Origin of the sequence: Alicyclobacillus acidocaldarius subsp. acidocaldarius DSM 446 (assembly GCF_000024285.1) — a bacterium.
In the GTDB taxonomy this organism is placed as follows: Bacteria; Bacillota; Bacilli; order Alicyclobacillales; family Alicyclobacillaceae; genus Alicyclobacillus; species Alicyclobacillus acidocaldarius.
In genome coordinates, this window is sequence record NC_013205.1 from 413812 (window position 1) to 432112 (window position 18301).

At 66.5% G+C, this 18301-nt stretch carries 23 protein-coding genes; 18 read left to right on the plus strand and 5 right to left on the minus strand.

The window, feature by feature from the left end:
* Nucleotide 1 precedes the first annotated feature (1 nt).
* The 6 genes from AACI_RS01890 to AACI_RS01915 all read left to right on the plus strand — a co-directional run bounded on the left by AACI_RS01890 (nt 2) and on the right by AACI_RS01915 (nt 5173).
* Nucleotides 2-1033 carry a LolA family protein gene (locus AACI_RS01890; RefSeq protein ID WP_012809789.1) on the plus strand — a complete coding sequence of 344 codons (1032 nt, stop codon included), beginning with the start codon at nt 2-4 and terminating at the stop codon, nt 1031-1033.
* Nucleotides 1034-1126: 93 nt separating this feature from the next.
* Entirely contained in the window at nt 1127-2329 is a 1203-nt protein-coding gene (gene alr / locus AACI_RS01895; RefSeq protein WP_012809790.1) for an alanine racemase, read from the plus strand.
* Nucleotides 2330-2439: 110 nt separating this feature from the next.
* Nucleotides 2440-2688, plus strand: coding sequence for a hypothetical protein (locus AACI_RS01900; protein WP_012809791.1), 249 nt, complete (start codon nt 2440-2442; stop codon nt 2686-2688).
* 4 nt (nt 2689-2692) lie between these two features.
* Complete coding sequence (locus AACI_RS01905; protein WP_008336350.1) at nt 2693-3043, plus strand: type II toxin-antitoxin system PemK/MazF family toxin; 351 nt, start codon at nt 2693-2695, stop codon at nt 3041-3043.
* Nucleotides 3044-3134: 91 nt separating this feature from the next.
* Complete coding sequence (locus AACI_RS01910) at nt 3135-4388, plus strand: adenosylhomocysteinase (RefSeq protein WP_012809792.1); 1254 nt, start codon at nt 3135-3137, stop codon at nt 4386-4388.
* A 14-nt stretch (nt 4389-4402) separates the two neighbouring features.
* Complete coding sequence (locus AACI_RS01915; RefSeq protein WP_245530666.1) at nt 4403-5173, plus strand: gamma-glutamyl-gamma-aminobutyrate hydrolase family protein; 771 nt, start codon at nt 4403-4405, stop codon at nt 5171-5173.
* Here the strand turns inward: AACI_RS01915 and AACI_RS01920 are convergent.
* Both AACI_RS01920 and AACI_RS16725 read right to left on the minus strand, forming a co-directional pair.
* Nucleotides 5113-6669: an HD domain-containing phosphohydrolase gene (locus AACI_RS01920; RefSeq protein WP_012809794.1), complete on the minus strand. Its 1557-nt coding sequence runs from the start codon at nt 6667-6669 to the stop codon at nt 5113-5115. The two genes, AACI_RS01915 and AACI_RS01920, sit on opposite strands and share 61 nt — an antisense overlap.
* A gap of 31 nt (nt 6670-6700) precedes the next feature.
* Nucleotides 6701-6841, minus strand: a complete 141-nt coding sequence (locus tag AACI_RS16725) for a hypothetical protein (protein ID WP_218917102.1) — start codon at nt 6839-6841, stop codon at nt 6701-6703.
* 51 nt (nt 6842-6892) lie between these two features.
* Between AACI_RS16725 and AACI_RS01925 the strand changes: the two genes are divergently transcribed.
* Both AACI_RS01925 and AACI_RS01930 read left to right on the plus strand, forming a co-directional pair.
* Nucleotides 6893-7210, plus strand: a complete 318-nt coding sequence (locus AACI_RS01925; protein WP_012809795.1) for a DUF1659 domain-containing protein — start codon at nt 6893-6895, stop codon at nt 7208-7210.
* A 62-nt stretch (nt 7211-7272) separates the two neighbouring features.
* A complete protein-coding gene (locus tag AACI_RS01930; RefSeq protein WP_012809796.1) occupies nt 7273-7491 on the plus strand; it encodes a DUF2922 domain-containing protein in 219 nt (72 codons plus the stop codon).
* Between the two features lie 44 nt (nt 7492-7535).
* Here AACI_RS01930 and AACI_RS01935 read toward each other — a convergent pair whose 3' ends face one another.
* A complete protein-coding gene (locus AACI_RS01935) occupies nt 7536-7802 on the minus strand; it encodes a YuzB family protein (protein WP_012809797.1) in 267 nt (88 codons plus the stop codon).
* A 3-nt stretch (nt 7803-7805) separates the two neighbouring features.
* Nucleotides 7806-8408 carry a DedA family protein gene (locus AACI_RS01940; protein WP_242549249.1) on the minus strand — a complete coding sequence of 201 codons (603 nt, stop codon included), beginning with the start codon at nt 8406-8408 and terminating at the stop codon, nt 7806-7808.
* A 171-nt stretch (nt 8409-8579) separates the two neighbouring features.
* Here AACI_RS01940 and thiL point away from each other — a divergent pair, with 171 nt between their 5' ends.
* Genes thiL through tsaD form a run of 5 tightly spaced genes read left to right on the plus strand, consistent with a single transcriptional unit; the run spans nt 8580 to nt 12294 of the window.
* Nucleotides 8580-9551 carry a thiamine-phosphate kinase gene (gene thiL, locus AACI_RS01945; RefSeq protein WP_012809800.1) on the plus strand — a complete coding sequence of 324 codons (972 nt, stop codon included), beginning with the start codon at nt 8580-8582 and terminating at the stop codon, nt 9549-9551.
* A gap of 7 nt (nt 9552-9558) precedes the next feature.
* Complete coding sequence (gene tsaE / locus AACI_RS01950; protein ID WP_012809801.1) at nt 9559-10044, plus strand: tRNA (adenosine(37)-N6)-threonylcarbamoyltransferase complex ATPase subunit type 1 TsaE; 486 nt, start codon at nt 9559-9561, stop codon at nt 10042-10044.
* The gene (tsaB, locus tag AACI_RS01955; protein ID WP_012809802.1) at nt 10041-10754 is read left to right on the plus strand and encodes a tRNA (adenosine(37)-N6)-threonylcarbamoyltransferase complex dimerization subunit type 1 TsaB; all 714 of its coding nucleotides are present in this window, start codon (nt 10041-10043) and stop codon (nt 10752-10754) included. Before tsaE ends, tsaB begins: the two co-directional genes overlap by 4 nt.
* On the plus strand, nt 10751-11254 hold the full coding sequence (rimI, locus tag AACI_RS01960; RefSeq protein ID WP_012809803.1) for a ribosomal protein S18-alanine N-acetyltransferase: 504 nt from the start codon (nt 10751-10753) through the stop codon (nt 11252-11254). The genes tsaB and rimI overlap by 4 nt, the downstream gene beginning before the upstream one ends.
* Nucleotides 11251-12294 (plus strand): tRNA (adenosine(37)-N6)-threonylcarbamoyltransferase complex transferase subunit TsaD, encoded by a 1044-nt coding sequence (gene tsaD / locus AACI_RS01965; protein WP_012809804.1) that lies wholly within the window; start codon nt 11251-11253, stop codon nt 12292-12294. Before rimI ends, tsaD begins: the two co-directional genes overlap by 4 nt.
* Before the next feature lie 271 nt (nt 12295-12565).
* Here the strand turns inward: tsaD and AACI_RS01970 are convergent, their stop codons facing one another.
* A complete protein-coding gene (locus tag AACI_RS01970) occupies nt 12566-14539 on the minus strand; it encodes an ABC-F family ATP-binding cassette domain-containing protein (protein ID WP_012809805.1) in 1974 nt (657 codons plus the stop codon).
* Between the two features lie 63 nt (nt 14540-14602).
* Here AACI_RS01970 and AACI_RS01975 point away from each other — a divergent pair, with 63 nt between their 5' ends.
* The 5 genes from AACI_RS01975 to mobB are packed head-to-tail and all read left to right on the plus strand — an operon-like array spanning nt 14603 to nt 18223.
* Nucleotides 14603-15514 carry a phosphatase PAP2 family protein gene (locus AACI_RS01975; RefSeq protein ID WP_012809806.1) on the plus strand — a complete coding sequence of 304 codons (912 nt, stop codon included), beginning with the start codon at nt 14603-14605 and terminating at the stop codon, nt 15512-15514.
* Nucleotides 15471-16079 (plus strand): 5-formyltetrahydrofolate cyclo-ligase, encoded by a 609-nt coding sequence (locus AACI_RS01980; protein WP_012809807.1) that lies wholly within the window; start codon nt 15471-15473, stop codon nt 16077-16079. The genes AACI_RS01975 and AACI_RS01980 overlap by 44 nt, the downstream gene beginning before the upstream one ends.
* A complete protein-coding gene (gene mobA, locus AACI_RS01985) occupies nt 16076-16684 on the plus strand; it encodes a molybdenum cofactor guanylyltransferase (RefSeq protein ID WP_012809808.1) in 609 nt (202 codons plus the stop codon). Before AACI_RS01980 ends, mobA begins: the two co-directional genes overlap by 4 nt.
* On the plus strand, nt 16681-17673 hold the full coding sequence (locus AACI_RS01990) for a molybdopterin-binding protein (RefSeq protein WP_008336390.1): 993 nt from the start codon (nt 16681-16683) through the stop codon (nt 17671-17673). The genes mobA and AACI_RS01990 overlap by 4 nt, the downstream gene beginning before the upstream one ends.
* Nucleotides 17666-18223, plus strand: a complete 558-nt coding sequence (mobB, locus tag AACI_RS01995) for a molybdopterin-guanine dinucleotide biosynthesis protein B (RefSeq protein ID WP_012809809.1) — start codon at nt 17666-17668, stop codon at nt 18221-18223. The genes AACI_RS01990 and mobB overlap by 8 nt, the downstream gene beginning before the upstream one ends.
* The last annotated feature ends 78 nt before the right edge of the window (nt 18224-18301 follow it).

Genomic DNA, 18301 nt, shown 5'->3' on the forward strand with positions numbered 1-18301 from the left:
CGTGGCGGAGAAAGGCGAGGTGGCTATGCGAAAGCTAACGGCAGTCCTGTTGTCGCTCGCCCTCGCGGGGGGCGTCGTCGCTGGCTGCGGCATCCCCGGCACCACCAGTTCCGTGAGTCACAAGATCCAGTCGGAGGCGCAGGCCCTCGAGAACAAGAACTACCAGAGCGAGGCCATCATGACGGTGCAGATGGACAACAACGTCCAGAAGTACTTCGTGCGCGTCTCCTACGAGTCGAAAGACATGTACAAGATCGAGCTCGGCAACGCAGACAAGCAGATCAATCAGGTCATTGTCCGCACGCCCAACGGCATGTTCATCGTGAGCCCGTCGCTCGGGAAGGTGTTCCGCTTCAACGGCAACTGGGCGCAGAACCAGGGGCAGATTTACCTCTACGATCAGCTCCTGCAGCGGATTGCGTCCGACAAGTCCGTGAAGGTGAGCCGGGAGAAGGACGCCTACGCGTTCGAGGTGCCCGTGGTCCCCGCGAGCGACGTGGTCAGCCGAGAGCAAATCGTGCTCTCGAAAGACCTGAAGCCGCAGTCGGTCACGTTGCTCGACAAGAACGGCAAGGCCGCGGTCGTCATCACGTACCAGTCGTTCGAGACCGGCGTCGAGTTCCCGAAGAATGCCTTCGATCCGCAGACCATCGCGCAAGCCGGGCAGGCCGCCAAACCCACCCTCGCATCCGATCACGCCTTCGACTACATCGAACCACCGGCCATGTACGGCACGAAGCTCACCGATCTCGCCCAGCCCGACGAGTCGAGCATCATCATGCGCTACCAGGGCGGCGGCCATCACTACGTCCTGACGGAGTCGGCGTTGACCCCAGGCGCTGCGGGGCTGCCGAGCGCCGAATTGGTGGACCTGTACGGGGTCCCGGCGATTTACGACGAGGCGCCCGGCACCCGAGTCGCCAATCTGACCTGGATGCAAAACGGCATCGAGTTCGACCTCACGTCCAACGATCTCTCGCTGCCCGAGCTCGAGAATATCGCCATCTCCACGTTCGCCGAGGTCGGAAAGTGACGCCATTTCTCCTTTTGCCGCGCCATCTCAGAGGAAGCCCAAGGCCTCTGGGTGGCGCGTTTGTGTTACACTCGGCACATGAGGTGACCCCGAATGTACCGGCCCCTGTTTGCCGTGATCGATCTCGCCCATCTTTCCCACAACATCCGGTATCTGAAAAGCAGGTTGCGCCCGGGCGCGAGCCTCATGGTGGCGGTCAAGGCGGATGCCTACGGACACGGCGTGCGCGCGGTGGTGGGCCGGCTTGTGCGCGAGGGGGTGCACCACGTGGCCGTGGCTTCGCTCGAGGAGGCGCTCGAGATCCGCGCGTTCCATCGCGGCGTGAACATCCTGGTCCTGGGCGCGGTGACGCCGGACGCTTGCATGAAGGCCGCGGAGGCCGAGGTCGAGATCGCCCTGACCGACCTGAGCCCCATCGACGAGATTCCGCGACTGCCGAAGCGGCTTCGAGTCCACCTGCCGCTCGACACAGGCATGAACCGGCTCGGGGTCAAGCGAACGGACGAAGCCGTGGCGCTCGCGCGGGCCATCGCAAAGCGAGAGGATCTGGAATTGGTGGGTGCGGGCACGCACCTGGCCGCCGCTGATGCGGAAGATCCCGCGCACGCGGCGGGGCAGATGGAGCGCCTCGGGGCGTTTGTGCGCGCGCTCGAGCAGGCGGGACTTCGCCCACCGCGCATCCACGCCGGGAACAGCGCGGCGCTCCTGCGCAATCCCGCCTGGCACCTCGACATGGTGCGCGTCGGGATCGCCGCGTACGGCTATTCGCCCGATCCGTCGGTCCTCCCGGCGCCCTCGCTGCGCCCGGTGATGAGCCTTTACGCGGGCGTGCTGCGCGTCGCGCAGGCACAGCCTGGGGAAACCGTGGGGTACGGCGCGACCTTCACGGTGACGCGGCCCATGACCATCGCCACCGTTGCGGGCGGGTACGCGGACGGCTATCCGCGGCACCTGTCGAACGAGGGCGAGGTGCTCGTGCGCGGCGAGTTTCGGCCTGTGATCGGCCGCGTCTGCATGGATCAGCTGATGGTGGACGTGACGGGGCTCGACGTGGCGACGGGCGACGTGGTGGCGCTCTTCGGCTACGATGCGCCCGCCCTCTGGCGCGCGGGGTGGTGGAGCCGCCTGCGCCCGGAAGAACGTGTGGCCCGCGTGCAGGAAACGTATCGAATGGCGTCGAATTTGGGAGAGAGGCGCGTGTTGTCGCTTCACCGGCTGGCGGAGCGGGCGCAGACCATCCCGTACGAGATCTTGTGTCGCGTGCACCGCCGCGTGCCGCGCGTCGTGTGCGATTGACAGGGGCGCCCGGCGCGCTTCGACGCCTTTTGCGCCGCGAGAAGCGGGCGGCTATAATGGCGGCATGGAAGCCGTCTGGGACGTCGCCGCAAACAGTGGAGGTGCCGCGCTTGTCGAGTTCGAAATTCAACGCCTGGAATCAAGCCGCGGGTCGCGAATCCGGAGACAAACGCGCGCGTGACATCGTGCGCGAGGCGCTGCGTATGTATGTATCGAGGAGAGAGCCCGGAGATCTGCGCGAGACCATGCAGCGCGGGTATCAGGAGATGGCGCCTCTCAACCTGCGCATCGCCTGTGAGGCGTTTCTGGTCGAGCAGGAGGCCGGCAACACCGTGGAGCGCTTGGTGAGCGGGGTGTGAACGATTGAATGTCAGGCGTGGGGACATCTTCTTTGCGGATCTGTCGCCCGTGGTCGGCTCGGAGCAAGGAGGATTTCGCCCCGTACTCGTGGTGCAAAACGACATCGGCAACCGCTTCAGCCCGACGGTGATTGTGGCGGCCATCACCGCGCAGATCCAGAAGGCCAAGTTGCCGACGCACGTGGAGATCAAGGCCGAGAAGTACGGTCTGGAGCGCGATTCCGTGATTCTGCTCGAGCAGCTGCGCACCATCGATAAGCAGCGCCTGACCGACAAGATCACGCATCTGGACGACGAAGCGATGAAGCTCGTCAACGAGGGGCTGTTGATCAGCCTCGGCCTGGTGGATTTCTGAAGATTCGCTTTGGAAACGCGGATTGGAAACCGAGGAGGACGGATGGGCCATCCGTCTTTTTTCATGTGCAAAAGGAGCGTGGAGAATCGACATGCCGCAACCGAAGCCATCCATGATCCGCAACCCGGACGCCTATCCTTCGGGCGAACAGAAAATCGAGTGGGCGCGGGCGCACATGCCGCTCGTGGGCGAGATCGAGCGCCGGTTCGCAGAGGAAAGGCCGTTTTTGGGCAAGCGCATCTCCATGTGCCTGCACCTCGAGGCGAAGACGGCAAGGCTCGCCCTGGCGATTCAGGCCGGGGGTGCCGAAGTGGCCATCGCCGGGTCGAACCCGCTGTCCACCCAGGACGACGTCGCGGCGGCCCTGGCGCGCCGCGGCGTGCGCGTGTACGCGTGGCACGGGGCGACGCCGGAGGAGTATCGCAGTCACCTCGAGGCCGTGCTCGACTGGGAGCCCGAGGGCGTGATCGACGACGGTGCCGATCTCGCCACGATTCTGCACCGCGAGCGGCCGGAGCAGGCGGCGAAGATCCGAGGGGGCTGCGAGGAGACCACCACGGGCATCCTGCGGCTTCGGGCCATGGCGCGCGAGGGCGTGCTCAGATACCCGATGCTCGCCGTCAACGACGCGCAGTGCAAGCACCTGTTCGACAATCGGTACGGTACCGGGCAGAGCGTGTGGGACGGGTTCATGCGGACCACGAACCTGATGATCGCAGGCAAGACCGTGGTCGTGGTGGGCTACGGCTGGTGCGGCAAGGGCGTGGCCATGCGCGCGCGGGGGCTCGGCGCGCAGGTGGTGGTGTGCGAGGTGGATCCCATCCGCGCGGTGGAGGCGGTGATGGAAGGGTTCCGGGTGATGCCGATTCGCGAGGCGGCCGAGATCGGCGACATCTTCATCGCGGTCACGGGCAACAAGGCGGTCATTTCGCGGGACGCGATGGAGCGGATGAAGGATGGGGCCATTCTCGGCAACGCGGGCCATTTCGACGTCGAGGTGGACAAGGCCGCGCTCGCCGATCTCGCCGTGGAGGTGCGCACCGCCCGCCCGAACGTGGACGAGTATCGACTGGCCGATGGGCGCAGGTTGTACCTCATCGCCGAAGGCAGGCTCGTCAATCTCGCGGCTGGAGACGGCCACCCGGTCGAGGTGATGGACATGACGTTCGCGCTTCAGGCGCTCGGCCTGCGCGAAGTCATGACGAAGTCGTACCCGCCCGGGTTGCACGCCATCCCGGCGCATATGGATGAAGAGGTGGCGCGCATGCGGCTTTCGACGTGGGGTATGGAGATCGACGAGTTGACCGAGGCGCAGAAGCGGTATCTGGCGAGTTGGAACGCTTGAGTGTGGGGGCGGAGGTGGGGCGCTTGACGCGGCCGTTAATTGGACTGACGGGATCGCACGAACTGAGGCAGAGCGCGGTCCCGGGCGTACCGCTCCAGGCGGTGATGCTGACGGACGACTACGCGCGCGGCGTGGAGCGGGCCGGCGGGCTCCCGGTGGTGTTGCCGTATCTCGCGGACGAGGAGAGCGCCATTGAACTTGGCATGCGGCTCGACGGGCTCGTGCTGACGGGCGGCAACGATGTGGATCCGAACCTGTACGGGCAGGAACCGCTTCAGGGGCTGGGGACGCTCGAGCCGGAGCGAGACCGACTGGAGATGTTGCTCGTGCAGGTGATGCGGCGGGAACAGAAACCGGTGCTCGGGATTTGCCGCGGCATGCAGATGTTGAACGTGGCGCTCGGGGGCACGCTGTATCAAGATCTTCCGCGCCAGTGGAAGGGCAAGATTCAGCACAGCCAAAAAGCCCCGCGCAACGCGTACGCGCACACGGTCAAGCTGAAGCCGGGATCGCGCGTGGCGCAGTGCTACGGGAAAACCGCAATTCGCGTCAACAGCTTTCACCACCAGGCCGTGAAGGACCTGGCGCCTCTGCTCAAGCCGGTGGGGTGGGACAGCGAGGGACTGGTGGAGGCCGTGGAGTCGGAGGGGCGGTGGCCCATCGTCGCGGTGCAGTGGCACCCGGAAAATCTGTGGCGGGAGGACGAGGGCGCTCTGGCCCTCTTTCACTGGCTCGTGGAGGCAGCCGCCTCGCGCGCGGCGGACTTGGCCTCGTCCGGGATGTAGACCTCCCGATACACCTCGATGAACGCATCCACGAAATGCGGATCCCACTGGGTTCCGCGCCCTTCTCGAAGCACCTGGATGGCCCGCTCCACGGGCATGCCGGAGCGGTAGGGGCGGTCGGACGTCATGGCGTCAAAGGCGTCGGCCACGGCGAGGATGCGGCCAAACAGCGGAATCTCCTCGCCGGCGAGGCCGTCCGGATACCCCTTGCCGTCATACCGCTCGTGGTGCGAGCGGATGCCCGGCAGCAGCGGCTTCATGGCGTCGTCCGGCTGAATCTGTCGGATGATGTTTTCCCCGATCACGGGGTGCTGTTTGATGATGGCGAACTCCTCGTCCGTCAGCTTGCCTTCCTTTAGCAGGATCTCGTCGCGGATGCCGATCTTCCCGATGTCGTGCAGGAGCGCAGACTGCCTCAGTTCGCGCACGGTCTGTGGGGACAGGTTCACTTTTCGGCCGATGGCCTCGGCGTAGCGCGCGACGCGCTGCGAATGGCCGGCGGTGTACGGATCTCGCGCGTCCAGGGCCGCGGCCAGTGTGGCGAAATAGCTGTCGATGAGCTGGCGGTTCATCGCGTCGCGGTGCGCGAGGCCGTTCAGCATCAGGTTGAAGCCCTGGATGAGATCGGAGAACTCGTCCATGTAGGTGTCGTCCGCGCGCAGGGAAAAATCCCCACGCTCCACGCGGCGCATCAGCGCCTCGAGCCTGCGGATGGGCCGCTGAACGTCGCTCGCCAACAGGTATCCGCCGAAGGCGGAAAACAGCGAACCGAGCGCCAGGATGCCGCCGGCCCACGTCCAGTAGGTGGACGATCCGAGTCCCTCGTGGGTCAGACGAACGGCGTTCGCCAATCCGAACAAGAGCAGCGGGAGGGCGCCAAACACGACGGCGCTCATCGCGAATTTGAACGCAAGCGGCACCACCACCTGGCCGCGGAGCAAGACGGACGCGCCATACATGTGCTCGCTCCTGCGCCGGATGGTGACGAGCGTCGGCTCGATGGAGCGCGAGGTGAGAAAAAATTCGATCACGGCGTGCATGCAGGCGACAATCAGCGTGCCGAGCGAAGCCAGCCACACGTAGGCCATCGGCAGATGCAGGAGTCCTCGGCGCACGAGGATGGACGACGACACGAGCCCTGGGATGAGGAACGACAGCCAGTGCGGCCCCATGACGCGGAGCACGGCCAGCGCCGGCAGGTGCAGCGCTCGTTTGTATCCCTTCGCAAGCACGTCTTCTGTCGGATGGGCTGTGAGAAGCGCTTTCCGAATCGGGCGAATTTGCACGCGAAACGCGATGGAGTCCGCCGTGAGCATCAGCACGAGCGACCCGCCGAGGATGCCGCAGATGACCCACAGGTCTTCTTGACTCAGGTGGAGGGTGGTGAAGATGAGCACGCCGCCCACGCCGAGGACGGCGATGACGGAACCCGCGAAGTAGTTCAGGATGAGCCGCTTGACCAAGCGCTTGAATTCGTAGTTCGCCGTCCAGCTCATACCGCACCCCACATCCCGTCGAACGCATACCTCACTCGAATGAATTCCACCTGCTGCGCTCAATTCCTGCCGCCACGGCGGCACAGCGCGCAAATTTGAGCGGGCGCACCGGCGCCACGGGGCCAGGAAAGCTTGGCTTCGGGTTGTCCACGCGCCGAGCCCGTCGCTGCATGTCCTTCGGTGCCCGCCCGGGCGGCGGAATCAGCGGAAGGAGGAACGAGCGATGGCACAAACGAGCCTCGCACTCGGCACGACGTTGCAGCTGCAAACGCAGTCGGGCACGCGCGCCAATGGGCAACCCAAACTGAAGGTGCACAAGTTCAACCACGTGTCGCCGCAGGCGGCGGACGAAGATCTGCTCGCGGTCGGCCTCGCGCTGGCGCAGCTCATCGACGAGCCGCTCGTGCAGGTGGAGCGGGTCGATGTGGCCCTTTTGACGAACGCGTCGGCAGGAACCGGCGGGAGCGCGGGCAGCGGCGGGTCAGGCGGCAGCGGCTCCGCCGGGGGCACGGGTTCCGGCGGGCAGGGGCCGAGCGCGTGACGGCCGCAAAGCCCGGCAAGGATGGGCGTGGGTTCCGATTTGAATGGACAGGAGGCGCGTCGATGGCCGCGAAAGTATCCCTTCACCTGATGTTCATGACGGATCGAAACAAGAAGGTTCGCATCGCGATTCCCAACCCGAAGCAGCCCGTCGATCCGACCGCTGTGCAGAACGCCGCGCAGCTGATTGTGGAAAAGGGCGTCTTCGATCTGCCGCAGGGCAAAATTGTGCAGGCGCTCCCGGCGGAACAGACCCAGACGGACACCTCGAGCGTGTCGTAAACCGCAACCCCTCCTCGGCGGCCTCGCCGCCGGGGAGGGGTGTCTCATGTGGAAGGAAGCCGCGAATGGCCGATCCCGCCCGTGGCCTCATCGATGGCGGCGAGGAGGCGCTGCGCGAGACACTCGGGCCTCTCGGCCGCCACCACGGCTCCGCCGACCAGCGCGAACGGCCCGCGCGCGCACAGACCGCACTGCTCCACGCACGCGTACTTCCTCACCGTCACGCCCGGGCGCTCGGCGCGAACGCGCTCAATGGCCTCTCGCACCCCTGTGGGCGCGTTTTTCACGCACCATTCCAGATCCACGTTCATCCTCTATCTCTCCCGGCGCCTGGCCTTCACGTGTCTCCACGCCCAGTACAGGCCGGCGGCCATCACAAGGCTCACCGTGATCCAGCTGAGCCCCGACTGCACGTGCTTCATCATCTCGTCCATATTTTCGCCGAACCAGTAGCCAAACGCGAGCCAAGCTCCGCACCACACCATCGAACCAACGATCGAGTAGAGCGCAAACGTCGCGTACGGCATCTCGGACAGCGCCGCGGCGTACGTGCTGAGCGAGCGGATGCCGGGCAGGAACCGGCCGGGGATGAGGACGAGCCAGGCGTAGCGATCGAGCAAGCCGCCGGTATGCTGAAGGCGTGTTTCGTTGAGCAGGTGAAGCCGGTACAGCGGGTTGAGCAGCAGCGATTCGAAGCGGCGCGTGAGAAGGAAGACGATGGTCACGCCGGTGAAATACCCGAGCGCGCTGAGGCTGAAGACGGCTGGCGCCCGCATGGTTCCGAGCGCAATGGCGTAACCGTAAAAAGCCAGAAACACGTCACCTGGGAACGGGAGGCCGAGGCCCTCCATCACCATGGCGGCGTACGTGCCTGGGTAGCCCAGCAAGAGGAGGCCTGCGTTGATTGACTGCAGCATCTCTCGGATGGCGTCCACATGTCCACCCCGCTTCCGTCGTGGGCCACAGGCCCTAATGGATGTCTATGGACAAGAAGCGCGGCTCATGATTGACGCGGACCTCGGCGGCTGTCATTGTTATGGTATTGGCAACGGCAACGACTCGGCGCGGTGGAAGGAGGGGATGTCGGGATGGACGAGTTCGCGCTGATTCAAGCGCTTGTCGCGAAGCTTCCGCCGCCGGGTGCGGACGTGATGGTTCCCATCGGCGATGATTGCGCGGTGGTGGATGGCGGCGGTCGCTTGGCCGTGACGACGGACGCGGTTGTCGAGGGCGTGCACTTTCGGCGCGACACGATGTCCCCGCCGCAGATGGGCTATCGGGCCATGGCGGCCGCGGTGAGCGACATCGCGGCCATGGGCGGGCAGCCGGCCTGGATTACGGTCGCACTCGCCGTGCCGCCGTCCTGGCCGCAGGAAGACGTGGTGGCCATCTACGACGGCGTTTCTGAAGCGGCTGCGGCTTTCGGCGCGAGCGTCGTCGGCGGGGACGTCGTCTCCACCCAGGGCCCGCTCTGGATGTCGATCACGGCCGTGGGCCGCGTCGAACGGCCCGTCACGCGCGCCGGCGCCAGGCCCGGCGACGTGTTGTTCGTCACCGGCAGCCTCGGCGGGAGCGCCGCCGGGCTCGACATTCTGCTCGGCCGGCGGGCCGGATCGGCCATCGCGCAGGCGGTCCTCGTCGAGCGACATCGGCGTCCCACGCCGCGCATCGCCTTCGGCCGGGAAGCGGCGCGCCTCGGGGCCACGGCGCTCGACGACATCAGCGACGGTTTGGCGAGCGAGCTGAATGAAATCGCAGAGGCGAGCGGCGTGCGGCTTTTGTTCGAGGGCGATCGCGTCCCGATTCAGCCGGAGGTCACGGAGTACGCGCGCGCCGTGGGCAAGGATCCGCTGGAGTACGCGCTTTTCGGCGGGGAGGACTACGAACTCGTGGGCACGGCGCCGCGAGACGTGTTCGCGCGGCTGCTCGCCGTCGCGCCTGTCGTGGGCACCCCCATCACGGCCATCGGGCGCGTCGAGGAGGGCGACGGCGTGGTGATGCGCCGAGACGGAAAGCTCTCGGTGGTTGCGCGCGGGGGATACAATCATTTTGAGAGGTAACGGCACGATGGAGGCACACGAGTGGCGCGTCGATGACGAGATGGAGATGAAGCGCCTGGGCGAGCGCCTCGGCGCGCTTCTTGCGCCTGGCGACGTCGTGTTGCTCGAGGGGCCGATGGGCGCGGGCAAGACCACCTTCGCGGCGGGCGTCGGCATGGGCGCCGGTGTGACACAGCCGATGACGAGTCCCACCTACGTCCTCCGGCAGGAGCACCGCGGCCGCTTCCGCGTGGCGCACTATGATCTGTACCGGTTGTACGCCGACCCGGAACGCCAGGAGACGCTCGACCTCGAGGGCGTGTGGGCCCTGGGGCTGGACGACGATCTCGCGGGCGGCGCCATCCTCCTCATCGAATGGCCAGGGCCGCTCGCCGAGGAGATGGAGGCGTATCTCCGGATCATCCTCCGTCCCGAGGGCGCAACGCGCACCGTGCGCGCGGAGGCTTTTGGAAAGCGCCCGGAATCGATACTGAAGGAGTGGACGGCTTCATGAGCGTGATCGCCATGGATACAGCGACCGACGTGTTGGCGCTTGCAGTCGCGGACGAGGACGGGAGGCTGATGTCCTCCCTGGTGGAGTTTCTGCCGCGGGCCCACTCGCGCCTGTTGCAGCCGTCGCTCGGCCACCTGTTGGCCGGCGCGCGCATGAACATTCACGACGTCAAGCTCTGCGTCACCGGCGTCGGCCCCGGCAGTTACACCGGCGTTCGCATCGCGGTGGCGGCGGCGAAGGCCATCGGGCACGCGTGCGGCATCCCCATCGTATCCGTGCCGACGGTCGACGGCATGGCCATGGCGCTGGCCTGCGCGGAGGGCCAACGGTTCGGCGCGTTCATGGCGCTCATCGACGCAAGGCGGGATCGCGCCTTCGGCTGCTGGTACAGGCTGGAGGACGGGCGGCTGTGGGCGCAGTGCGAGCCGACGGTGCAATCCTTGGCTGACTGGTTCACCATCGCGGAGCGGGAGCGCGCGTCCATCGTGGCGAGCGGCAGGCGCCTCGGCGATTCCGCGGAGGCGCAGGGGGTGCGGGTGCGGCCGTGGAATGAGATTGCCCCGATGATGCCGACGGCGCTCGTGCGGCTCGGGCTGTCGGGATCGTACGAGCGATTCGAGCGCGACCGAGTGCACGATCTCGCCCCGCTCTACGTGTTGCCCACGGAGGCCGAGGCCAAGCTCGGCGCGAAGGGAGAGGGCGGCGAGTGACCCCGGCGGCTTTCGATCCGCAGAAGCTCTCCATCCGCCGCATGATGTTGAAGGACCTCGACGACGTCATGCGCGTGGAGACGCGATCGTTCACGGCCCCGTGGTCGCGGCAGGCGTTCGTGGGCGAACTGGTGGAGAACCGGCTCGCGCGCTACGTGGTGGCGGAGTACGACGGGCGCGTGGTGGGCTACGCCGGCTTCTGGATGATCATGGACGAGGGGCACATCACGAACATCGCGGTCGATCCCGACTTCCGCGGCCTGAAGCTGGGCGAGCGGCTGCTCGAGGCCATCATGTCGATGTGCATGGCCCTCGGCGGCCGCAAGATGACGCTCGAGGTGCGGGTCACGAACCACGTGGCGCAGAATCTGTACCGGAAGTACGGTTTCGAGCGCGTGGGCGTGCGCAAGGGCTACTACACGGACAACAACGAGGACGCGCTCATCATGTGGGTCGATCTCCCGCCCAAGGTGATGCGCGACAGAGAGGTGCAAGCATGAACATCCTCGCCATCGAGACGAGCTGCGACGAGACATCTGCGGCCGTCGTCGCGGACGGGGCGCGTGTGCTCGGCCAGGTGACGGCGAGCCAGATGGAGATTCACCGCCAGTTCGGCGGGGTGGTTCCCGAGGTGGCCTCGCGCCGCCATGTGGAGGCCATCACGCGCGTGGTGGACACCGCGCTCGGGCAGGCCGGGGTCGGGTTTTCCGATCTCGCCGCCATTGCAGTGACCATGGGGCCGGGGCTGCTCGGCGCGCTCCTCGTCGGGGTGACCGCCGCCAAGGCGTACAGTCTCGCCACAGGGCTTCCCATCGTCGGCGTGCATCACATCGCCGGGCACGTCGCGGCCGCCATGTTGGAAGAGCCGGATCGACCGGCCGTGCGGCCGCCCTTTTTGTGCCTGGTGGCCTCCGGCGGCCACACGGAACTGTACGAGGTGGACGCGTCGTTTCGGTTCACGCGCCTCGGCGGAACCCGCGACGACGCGGCGGGCGAGGCGTACGACAAGGTGGCGAGGCTCCTCGGCCTCGCCTATCCCGGAGGACCCGAGGTGGACAGGCTGGCGCGCCAGGGCGATCCGGCGCGCTTTTCCTTTCCACGAGGACTCTTGGACGATCCGTCGCTCGACTTCTCCTTCAGCGGCATGAAGACGGCCGTGCTCGTGGCGCTCGACAAGATCAAGCGCCAGGGGCAGGCCGTGCCGGTGGAGGACGTCTGCGCCAGCTTTCAGGCGGCCGTGATCGAGGTGCTCGTCGAAAAGACGCGGCGCGCGGCCCGGATGACGGGTCACAGGACGGTGGTGGTGGCGGGAGGCGTGGCCGCGAACCGCGGGCTGCGCGCGTCCATGCGCGCCATGGCGGCGGAGGAGGGGATCGACGTGCACTTTCCGTCACCCGACCTCTGCACGGACAACGCGGCGATGATCGCGGCGGCGGCCTATCCCTGCGCGCGGGAAGGGCGTTTCGACACGCTCGAACTGGGTGCCTACGCCGACCTGACACTGGACGAATGGCAGAGCGGGCGTTATCCCGTCGACTGAACAGCATAAGGTACGGGAGCGGGCGAGGCTTCGGCCTCGCCTCTTCGTTGATTGGGGTTCCCCGAGTGTAGGATGACGAACACGCGGATCCGCCGTCCCGCCGCGAACGGCCGTTCCTGTGCATAACTTGGGCAAATCGCGCTGTGGATGTTGTGGAAACGTGTCGAAAAGCCTCGAAACGGCCGGGATCGAGCTTGTGGATAAGTCGGTGGACAATGTGGATAACTGAACATTGTCCGCATTCGAAAGGGCGCTTCCCGGCGAAATCTTTCTAGCCGTTCCAGTCCTCGAGCGCTTTTCGCAGTTTCTCGAGTTCCAGCGATTTTGCTTCCCACTGTTCGAGCGCGTGCTGATAGTCCGCCTCAAGGCGCCTGTAGCGCGCGTCGAGCTCGCGCAACCGCTCAATCTCCTGTGCCACCGCGGCTTCGCTCTGCTCCTTCGCCACCTGCTCCATCTCTCGCTCCATGCGGTGCGCGGCTTCCTCCCACCGCGCGATCTCGGCCTCCAGCTTGCGCGCTTCACTGGAGCGGATGCGCCGCCGGACCGGTGGCTCTTCGGCGACCTCCTGGGTGACACCACCGCCTTCCTCCGTTTCGTCCGCCACGCCCTCGATGCGCTTGAGTCGCTCGTTCTCCATCACCTTCTCGACGTAGTCGGTGTAGTTGCCGATGTACCACTCCATCCCATCGGGTTTCAGCACCGCGACGTGCGTCGCGAGCTTGTCGATGAAGTACCGATCGTGCGAGACGAAGATGAGCGTGCCATCGTAATCGGCGAGCGCCGCCTCGAGCGCCTCCTTGCTCGGGATGTCGAGGTGATTGGTGGGCTCGTCCATGATGAGGACGTTGGCGCCGCTCTGCATGAGCAGGCACAGTCTCAGGCGGCTCTGTTCGCCGCCGGAAAGCGCGCCGACGGGTTTCAACACGTCCTCCCCGCGGAACAAGAACTGCGCCAAGAGCTTTCGCACGGAGGTGTGGTCGAGGTCCGGGTAGGCGTTCCACACGACGTCAATCACGCGCTCGTCTGGCGGAAGTCCCCCATCCTCCTGGGCGTAATAGCCGAGATCGACGCCCTGGCCGAAGCGGAACCAGCCTCCGATGGGCCGGAGTTCCCCGACGAGCGTGCGAAGAAGCGTCGTCTTGCCGGCGCCGTTCGGGCCGAGAATGGCGAGCCGCATGCCGCGCTGGACGCGGAAGCTGATGTGGCGCGCGAGCGCCTGGCCGCGATGGCCAATGGCGAGATCGCGCACCTCGAGCACGTCCTCGCCCGAGGTGCGCCGCACGGAAAACCGCATCCAAAGCGACGGATCGTCCGCGGGAGGGCGCTCCATCCGCTCCATGCGCTCGAGCATCCGGCGGCGGCTCTGCGCTCTTCGGTGCGTGGACGCCCGCGCGATGTTCCGCTCGATGAACGCCTCCATCCGGGCGATCTCGTCCTGCTGTGCTTCGTACCGCCGCCACATCTCCTCGCGCTCGGCGGCGCGCATCTCCAGGTAGACGCGATAGGGCCCCGGGTAGGCCCGCGTCTTTCCACCCTCCAGCGCCACCGTGAGGCGCGTGACGCGATCGAGGAAATACCGGTCGTGGGAGATCACGACGAGCGACATTTCCCCGTGCGACAAAAAGTCCTCCAGCCAGGCCAGCGTGTCCATATCGAGGTAGTTCGTGGGCTCGTCGAGCAGCAGGACGTCCGGGCGCGCCGCGAGGAGTCTCGCGAGGGCGAGCCGCGTCCGCTGTCCGCCGGAGAGCGCCGAAATGGGGGCGTCGTACATCTCGCGCGGAAAGTTGAGCCCGGCGAGGACGCGGCGGACGTCCGTCTCCCACTGGTAGCCGCCCAGCGCTTCGAAGCGGCGCGTCCGCTCCTCGTACAGGTGCGCGATGTCCGCAAACCGCGCCTCGTCTTCGTACAGCGCCGGATCACTCATCCGCGCCTCGAGATCGCGTAACTCGCGCTCCAGTTCCTGAACGGGGCGCTTGGCCTCGGCGACGAAGTCGTACACGCGCATGTCGTCCCCATGGCCGATGAACTGCGCCACGTAGCCGACCTCGGCGCCGCTCTTCACGTACACTTCGCCTTCGTCCGGCGCCTCTTCCCCCGTGAGGATGCGCATGAGGGTCGACTTGCCCGCGCCGTTCGGTCCCACGAGCCCGATTTTGTCGCCCGCGCGGACGGTGAGCGAAGCCTCGCGCAACACCTCGATCCCGTCGTAGCTCTTTTTCACCCGATTCGCCTGCAAAACGATCATACGTACGCTCCTTTGTCCATACACTCTAGCAGCCAAGTTTGGACGAGGTGGGGAGGCTCCTTCATGTCCAGAGCGTCGTTCCCGTTGCCGCAAGGCTTCACCTGGCAATATGACCTCATCGTGTGGTTGCAGTCGTATCATTCGGCCATGTTGGATCGGCTGGCCGTGGCGTTTTCCTACTTGGGCAACGAGTCGTTCTACTTCGCCGCGCTGCCCGTCCTGATGCTCGCCGTCGATCGCGTCCTCGGCATGCGGCTTGCCTACGTGTTTTTCACCAGCATGTACCTGAACGCGTGGCTCAAGTCCTATTATCACATCGCCCGGCCCGTCGGTGTGCCTGGGATTCGGTCCGGTTATCTCCGTTCCGCGACGGGCCTCTCGATGCCGAGCGGCCACGCCCAAGGGACGATGACGTTCTTCACGGCGCTAGCGCTGTGGTTGCGCCGCCCGGTGTGGCTCCTTCTCGCTATCCTCCTGTCGCTCGCCGTCGGGATCTCGCGCGTCTATCTCGGGCTTCACTGGCCGATGGATGTCGTGATCGGCTGGATAGCGGGCTTTGGGCTGGGCTTTTTCGGCTGGCAAATCGGGCGCTGGTGGACGTACCGCGGCATTCCGTTTGGCGTCGCCATCGCGCTCGCCGTTCTCTTCCCGGCTGTCCTCCTCGTCCTCGCGCGCGACGTCACGTCGTCGGTGTACGCGGTGTTTCTGCTCGTGGGCGGCGCGGGCGCGGCGCTCGAGAAGCGGTTTCTTCGCACATCCATCGATCCCGTCCTGTGGAAGCGCGTGGCAGCGGGCGTGATCGCACTGGGCGGTGTGGTTGCGGTACAATTGGCGGTACAAGCGCATCTGGATGAGCCCTTGTGGCAGTACGTGCGCGCGGCGGCCGTGGCCGCCTGGGCCACCGTGCTCGCGCCGTGGCTGTTCCACCTACTTGGGCTGTACACGCGGGAGGCGGATTCCCATCGAAGCCGATAAGCAGGCGCTGCGCAACCAGTATCGCGTGAAACGAGCCGCCATCCTGCCTGACGCGAGGCGCCGTCAGGAGGAGGCCATCTGCGCGCATGCGCAGGCGTTGCTCCGCGCGCTTCCCATGAACGGGTTCGTCGGGCTGTACGCGGCGGTCCACGGCGAGGTCGATCTCGCACCCTTGGCCGAGGCGCTCCTTCGGGAGGGCGCGAAGATCGCCTTCCCGCGCGTGGAAGGACCTTCGCACATGGAGTTCTGCGCCGTCCAGTCCCTCGCGGACCTGCGCACCGGAGCGTACGGCATCCCAGCGCCCGGGCCCCGCGCGCCAGTGGTCCGGCCCGACGAGATGGCGGCCGTCCTGGTTCCGGGCCTTGCGTTTGCGGCAGACGGCACGCGACTTGGGTATGGTGGCGGCTTTTACGATCGCTACTTCAAACGGCCGGAGGCGGCATCCATCCGGCGGATCGGCGTGTGTTTCGTCGAACAGTTGGCGGATGCGTTGCCTCGCCACCCGCACGACGTCCGCATGCATCAGCTTCTCACCGAGAGGGGGCTTGCGCCCTGCAGAGCGTGAAGTGGGCCGTCGTGCTCGCGGGCGGCGCGTCGACGCGGATGGGAGAGCGGGGGAATAAGCTTTTGCTTCCGCGAGAAAAGGGCGGGATTCCGATCGTGGGCCACGTCGTGCGCGTGGCGGAAAAGGTCGCTCCGCGCGTCGCCGTGCTGTATGCGGACGAGTCCGTGCAGAGCGCCATCGAACCGTGGGTGACGGGCGAGATCGCATGGGTGCAAGACGGGGAATGCTACCAGGGGCCGCTCGCCGCGCTCGGCCGCTTTGCGGCGCGCGATCCGTCGGCGATCTCGCCGCTCCTCGTGCTGGCGGGGGATCTTCCGGGGATCTCCAAAGACGCCGTGCAGGCCCTTGTGTCCGCGTTCCAGCGCACCGGTGCCGACGTCGCCGCCGCGGAGCGCGAGGGGAGGATTCAGCCGCTCGCCGCCGTCTACGCGGAGCGCGCGGTGCGGGCCATGGCGGCCTGTGCGGCGCGTGGGGAGAAGCGGATTCTCAAGGCTCTCGAGGGGCTTGCGATTTGCACCGTCGCGTTCGAAGATGCCTGGGCCGTCCGGCCGGTTCATCGGCCGGAGGAGTACGAGGCCTGGCTGAAGAGGGAGGGAGACGCGTGATCCGGCGAGAAGTGCCTGTCGAAGACGCGATTGGTTTGGCGCTCGCGCACGACATGACGCGCATCGTGCCCGGAGAATTCAAGGGGCGCCAATTTAAGCGGGGCCATGTGGTGCGGGAGGAGGACATCCCGGTCCTGCTCGACATGGGAAAGCGGCATCTGTACATCCTGGAGCTCGAGCCGGGAGAGTTGCACGAAGACGACGCGGCCCTCCGCATGGCTCAGGCCATCGCGGGCGAGGGCGTGGAGCTGTCCGAAGTCTCGGAGGGCAAGGTCATTCTTCGCGCGAAGCGGGACGGGATGCTGTGGGTGGACGCGAGACGCGTGACCGCCATGAACACCATCGACGAGATCTCCATCGCGACCAAGCGGCCGTTTCAGCACGTGACGCGGGGGACAAGCCTCGCCGCCGTGCGCCCCATTCCGCTCGTCATCGCCGAGGACAAGGTGCGCGCTGTGGAGGTCATCGCGTCGCAGGCGCAGAAGCGCGCCGTGATCGACGTGTTGCCGTATCAGCCCCAGAAGGTGCGGATTGTGACCACGGGAAGCGAGATCCTGCACGGGCGGGTGGAGGACAAGTTCGGGCCCGTGCTGCGGGCGAAGCTCGCGCGCTACGGCATCCAGGACGTGCACCAAGTGTTCGTCGGCGACGAGCGCGATCGAATCGCGGACGCCATCGTCGAGGCATGCGAGCAAGGGGCGACGCTCGTCCTCGTCACGGGCGGGATGTCGGTCGATCCCGACGACCGCTCGCCGGGTGCCATCCGGGACGCGGCGACGGAAGTGGTGACGTACGGCACGCCCATGCTGCCGGGGTCCATGCTCATGCTCGCGTATCGGAACGACACGGCCATCTTCGGACTGCCGGGCGCCGTCATCTACGATCCCATCACGTCGTTCGACCGACTGCTGCCGCGCGTCCTCACCGGGCTTCGTGTTCGCAAGCGGGACATCGCCGTCCTGGGCGTGGGTGGCTGGCTCAATGCGTGACGCGGAGGGCCCTGTCATCATCGGCATTGCGGGCTTTTCGGGCTCCGGCAAGTCGTGTCTCGCGGAAGCGCTTGTGGCCGAAGCGGCGGCGCAAGGCCTTCGTGTGGCCTACCTGAAGCACGACGGCCACGCGGACGAGGCGCCCGACGATTGGGAGAAGCCCGGATCCGACACTGCGCGCGCAGCGGCCGCCGGCGCGTCGGCGACGATGGTCGCGAGCAAGCACGGGTTTCTTCTGCGATCGCGACAGGAGGGCGGCTTTCCCGAGTGGTTCGCGGCCATTCGCGCAGTCGCGGATGTGGACGTCGTGATCGCGGAGGGGGGCAAGCGCGCGGCGCACGCGAAGATCGCGGTGGTGCGGGGCGAGGACGAGTGGAGACAGCTCCTCGAATCCGGCGCGCTCGCCATCGCGGCGGTCGTCTCGCCCGATTGGGCGCCGATGGGGTTCCCGGTGCCGGTGTTTCGCCCTCATCAGGCTGCGGATCTCCTGGCGTGGTGGCGAGATCGGTGGCGCCAGGGCGCGCTCGCCGCGCCCACGGTTCCGGCGTGAGGAAAGGCTTCCGTGCCCTCTTCCACATCGCCCGCAAAAAAGTTGAATTCCCTGTTGCACTCTCGCAGCGAACCGATT

What these genes read in the sequence shown, in the direction of transcription:
- tsaE (WP_012809801.1), top strand. Translation starts at nt 9,559, where the DNA reads ATGGAGGCACACGAGTGGCGCGTCGATGACGAGATGGAGATGAAGCGC.
- AACI_RS01940 (WP_242549249.1), bottom strand. Translation starts at nt 8,408, where the DNA reads ATGCTGCAGTCAATCAACGCAGGCCTCCTCTTGCTGGGCTACCCAGGC.
- alr (WP_012809790.1), top strand. Translation starts at nt 1,127, where the DNA reads ATGTACCGGCCCCTGTTTGCCGTGATCGATCTCGCCCATCTTTCCCAC.
- AACI_RS01935 (WP_012809797.1), bottom strand. Translation starts at nt 7,802, where the DNA reads ATGAACGTGGATCTGGAATGGTGCGTGAAAAACGCGCCCACAGGGGTG.
- AACI_RS01930 (WP_012809796.1), top strand. Translation starts at nt 7,273, where the DNA reads ATGGCCGCGAAAGTATCCCTTCACCTGATGTTCATGACGGATCGAAAC.
- AACI_RS01920 (WP_012809794.1), bottom strand. Translation starts at nt 6,669, where the DNA reads ATGAGCTGGACGGCGAACTACGAATTCAAGCGCTTGGTCAAGCGGCTC.
- AACI_RS01975 (WP_012809806.1), top strand. Translation starts at nt 14,603, where the DNA reads ATGTCCAGAGCGTCGTTCCCGTTGCCGCAAGGCTTCACCTGGCAATAT.
- tsaD (WP_012809804.1), top strand. Translation starts at nt 11,251, where the DNA reads ATGAACATCCTCGCCATCGAGACGAGCTGCGACGAGACATCTGCGGCC.
- AACI_RS01970 (WP_012809805.1), bottom strand. Translation starts at nt 14,539, where the DNA reads ATGATCGTTTTGCAGGCGAATCGGGTGAAAAAGAGCTACGACGGGATC.
- tsaB (WP_012809802.1), top strand. Translation starts at nt 10,041, where the DNA reads ATGAGCGTGATCGCCATGGATACAGCGACCGACGTGTTGGCGCTTGCA.
- AACI_RS01925 (WP_012809795.1), top strand. Translation starts at nt 6,893, where the DNA reads ATGGCACAAACGAGCCTCGCACTCGGCACGACGTTGCAGCTGCAAACG.
- AACI_RS16725 (WP_218917102.1), bottom strand. Translation starts at nt 6,841, where the DNA reads ATGCAGCGACGGGCTCGGCGCGTGGACAACCCGAAGCCAAGCTTTCCT.
- AACI_RS01910 (WP_012809792.1), top strand. Translation starts at nt 3,135, where the DNA reads ATGCCGCAACCGAAGCCATCCATGATCCGCAACCCGGACGCCTATCCT.
- thiL (WP_012809800.1), top strand. Translation starts at nt 8,580, where the DNA reads ATGGACGAGTTCGCGCTGATTCAAGCGCTTGTCGCGAAGCTTCCGCCG.
- mobB (WP_012809809.1), top strand. Translation starts at nt 17,666, where the DNA reads ATGCGTGACGCGGAGGGCCCTGTCATCATCGGCATTGCGGGCTTTTCG.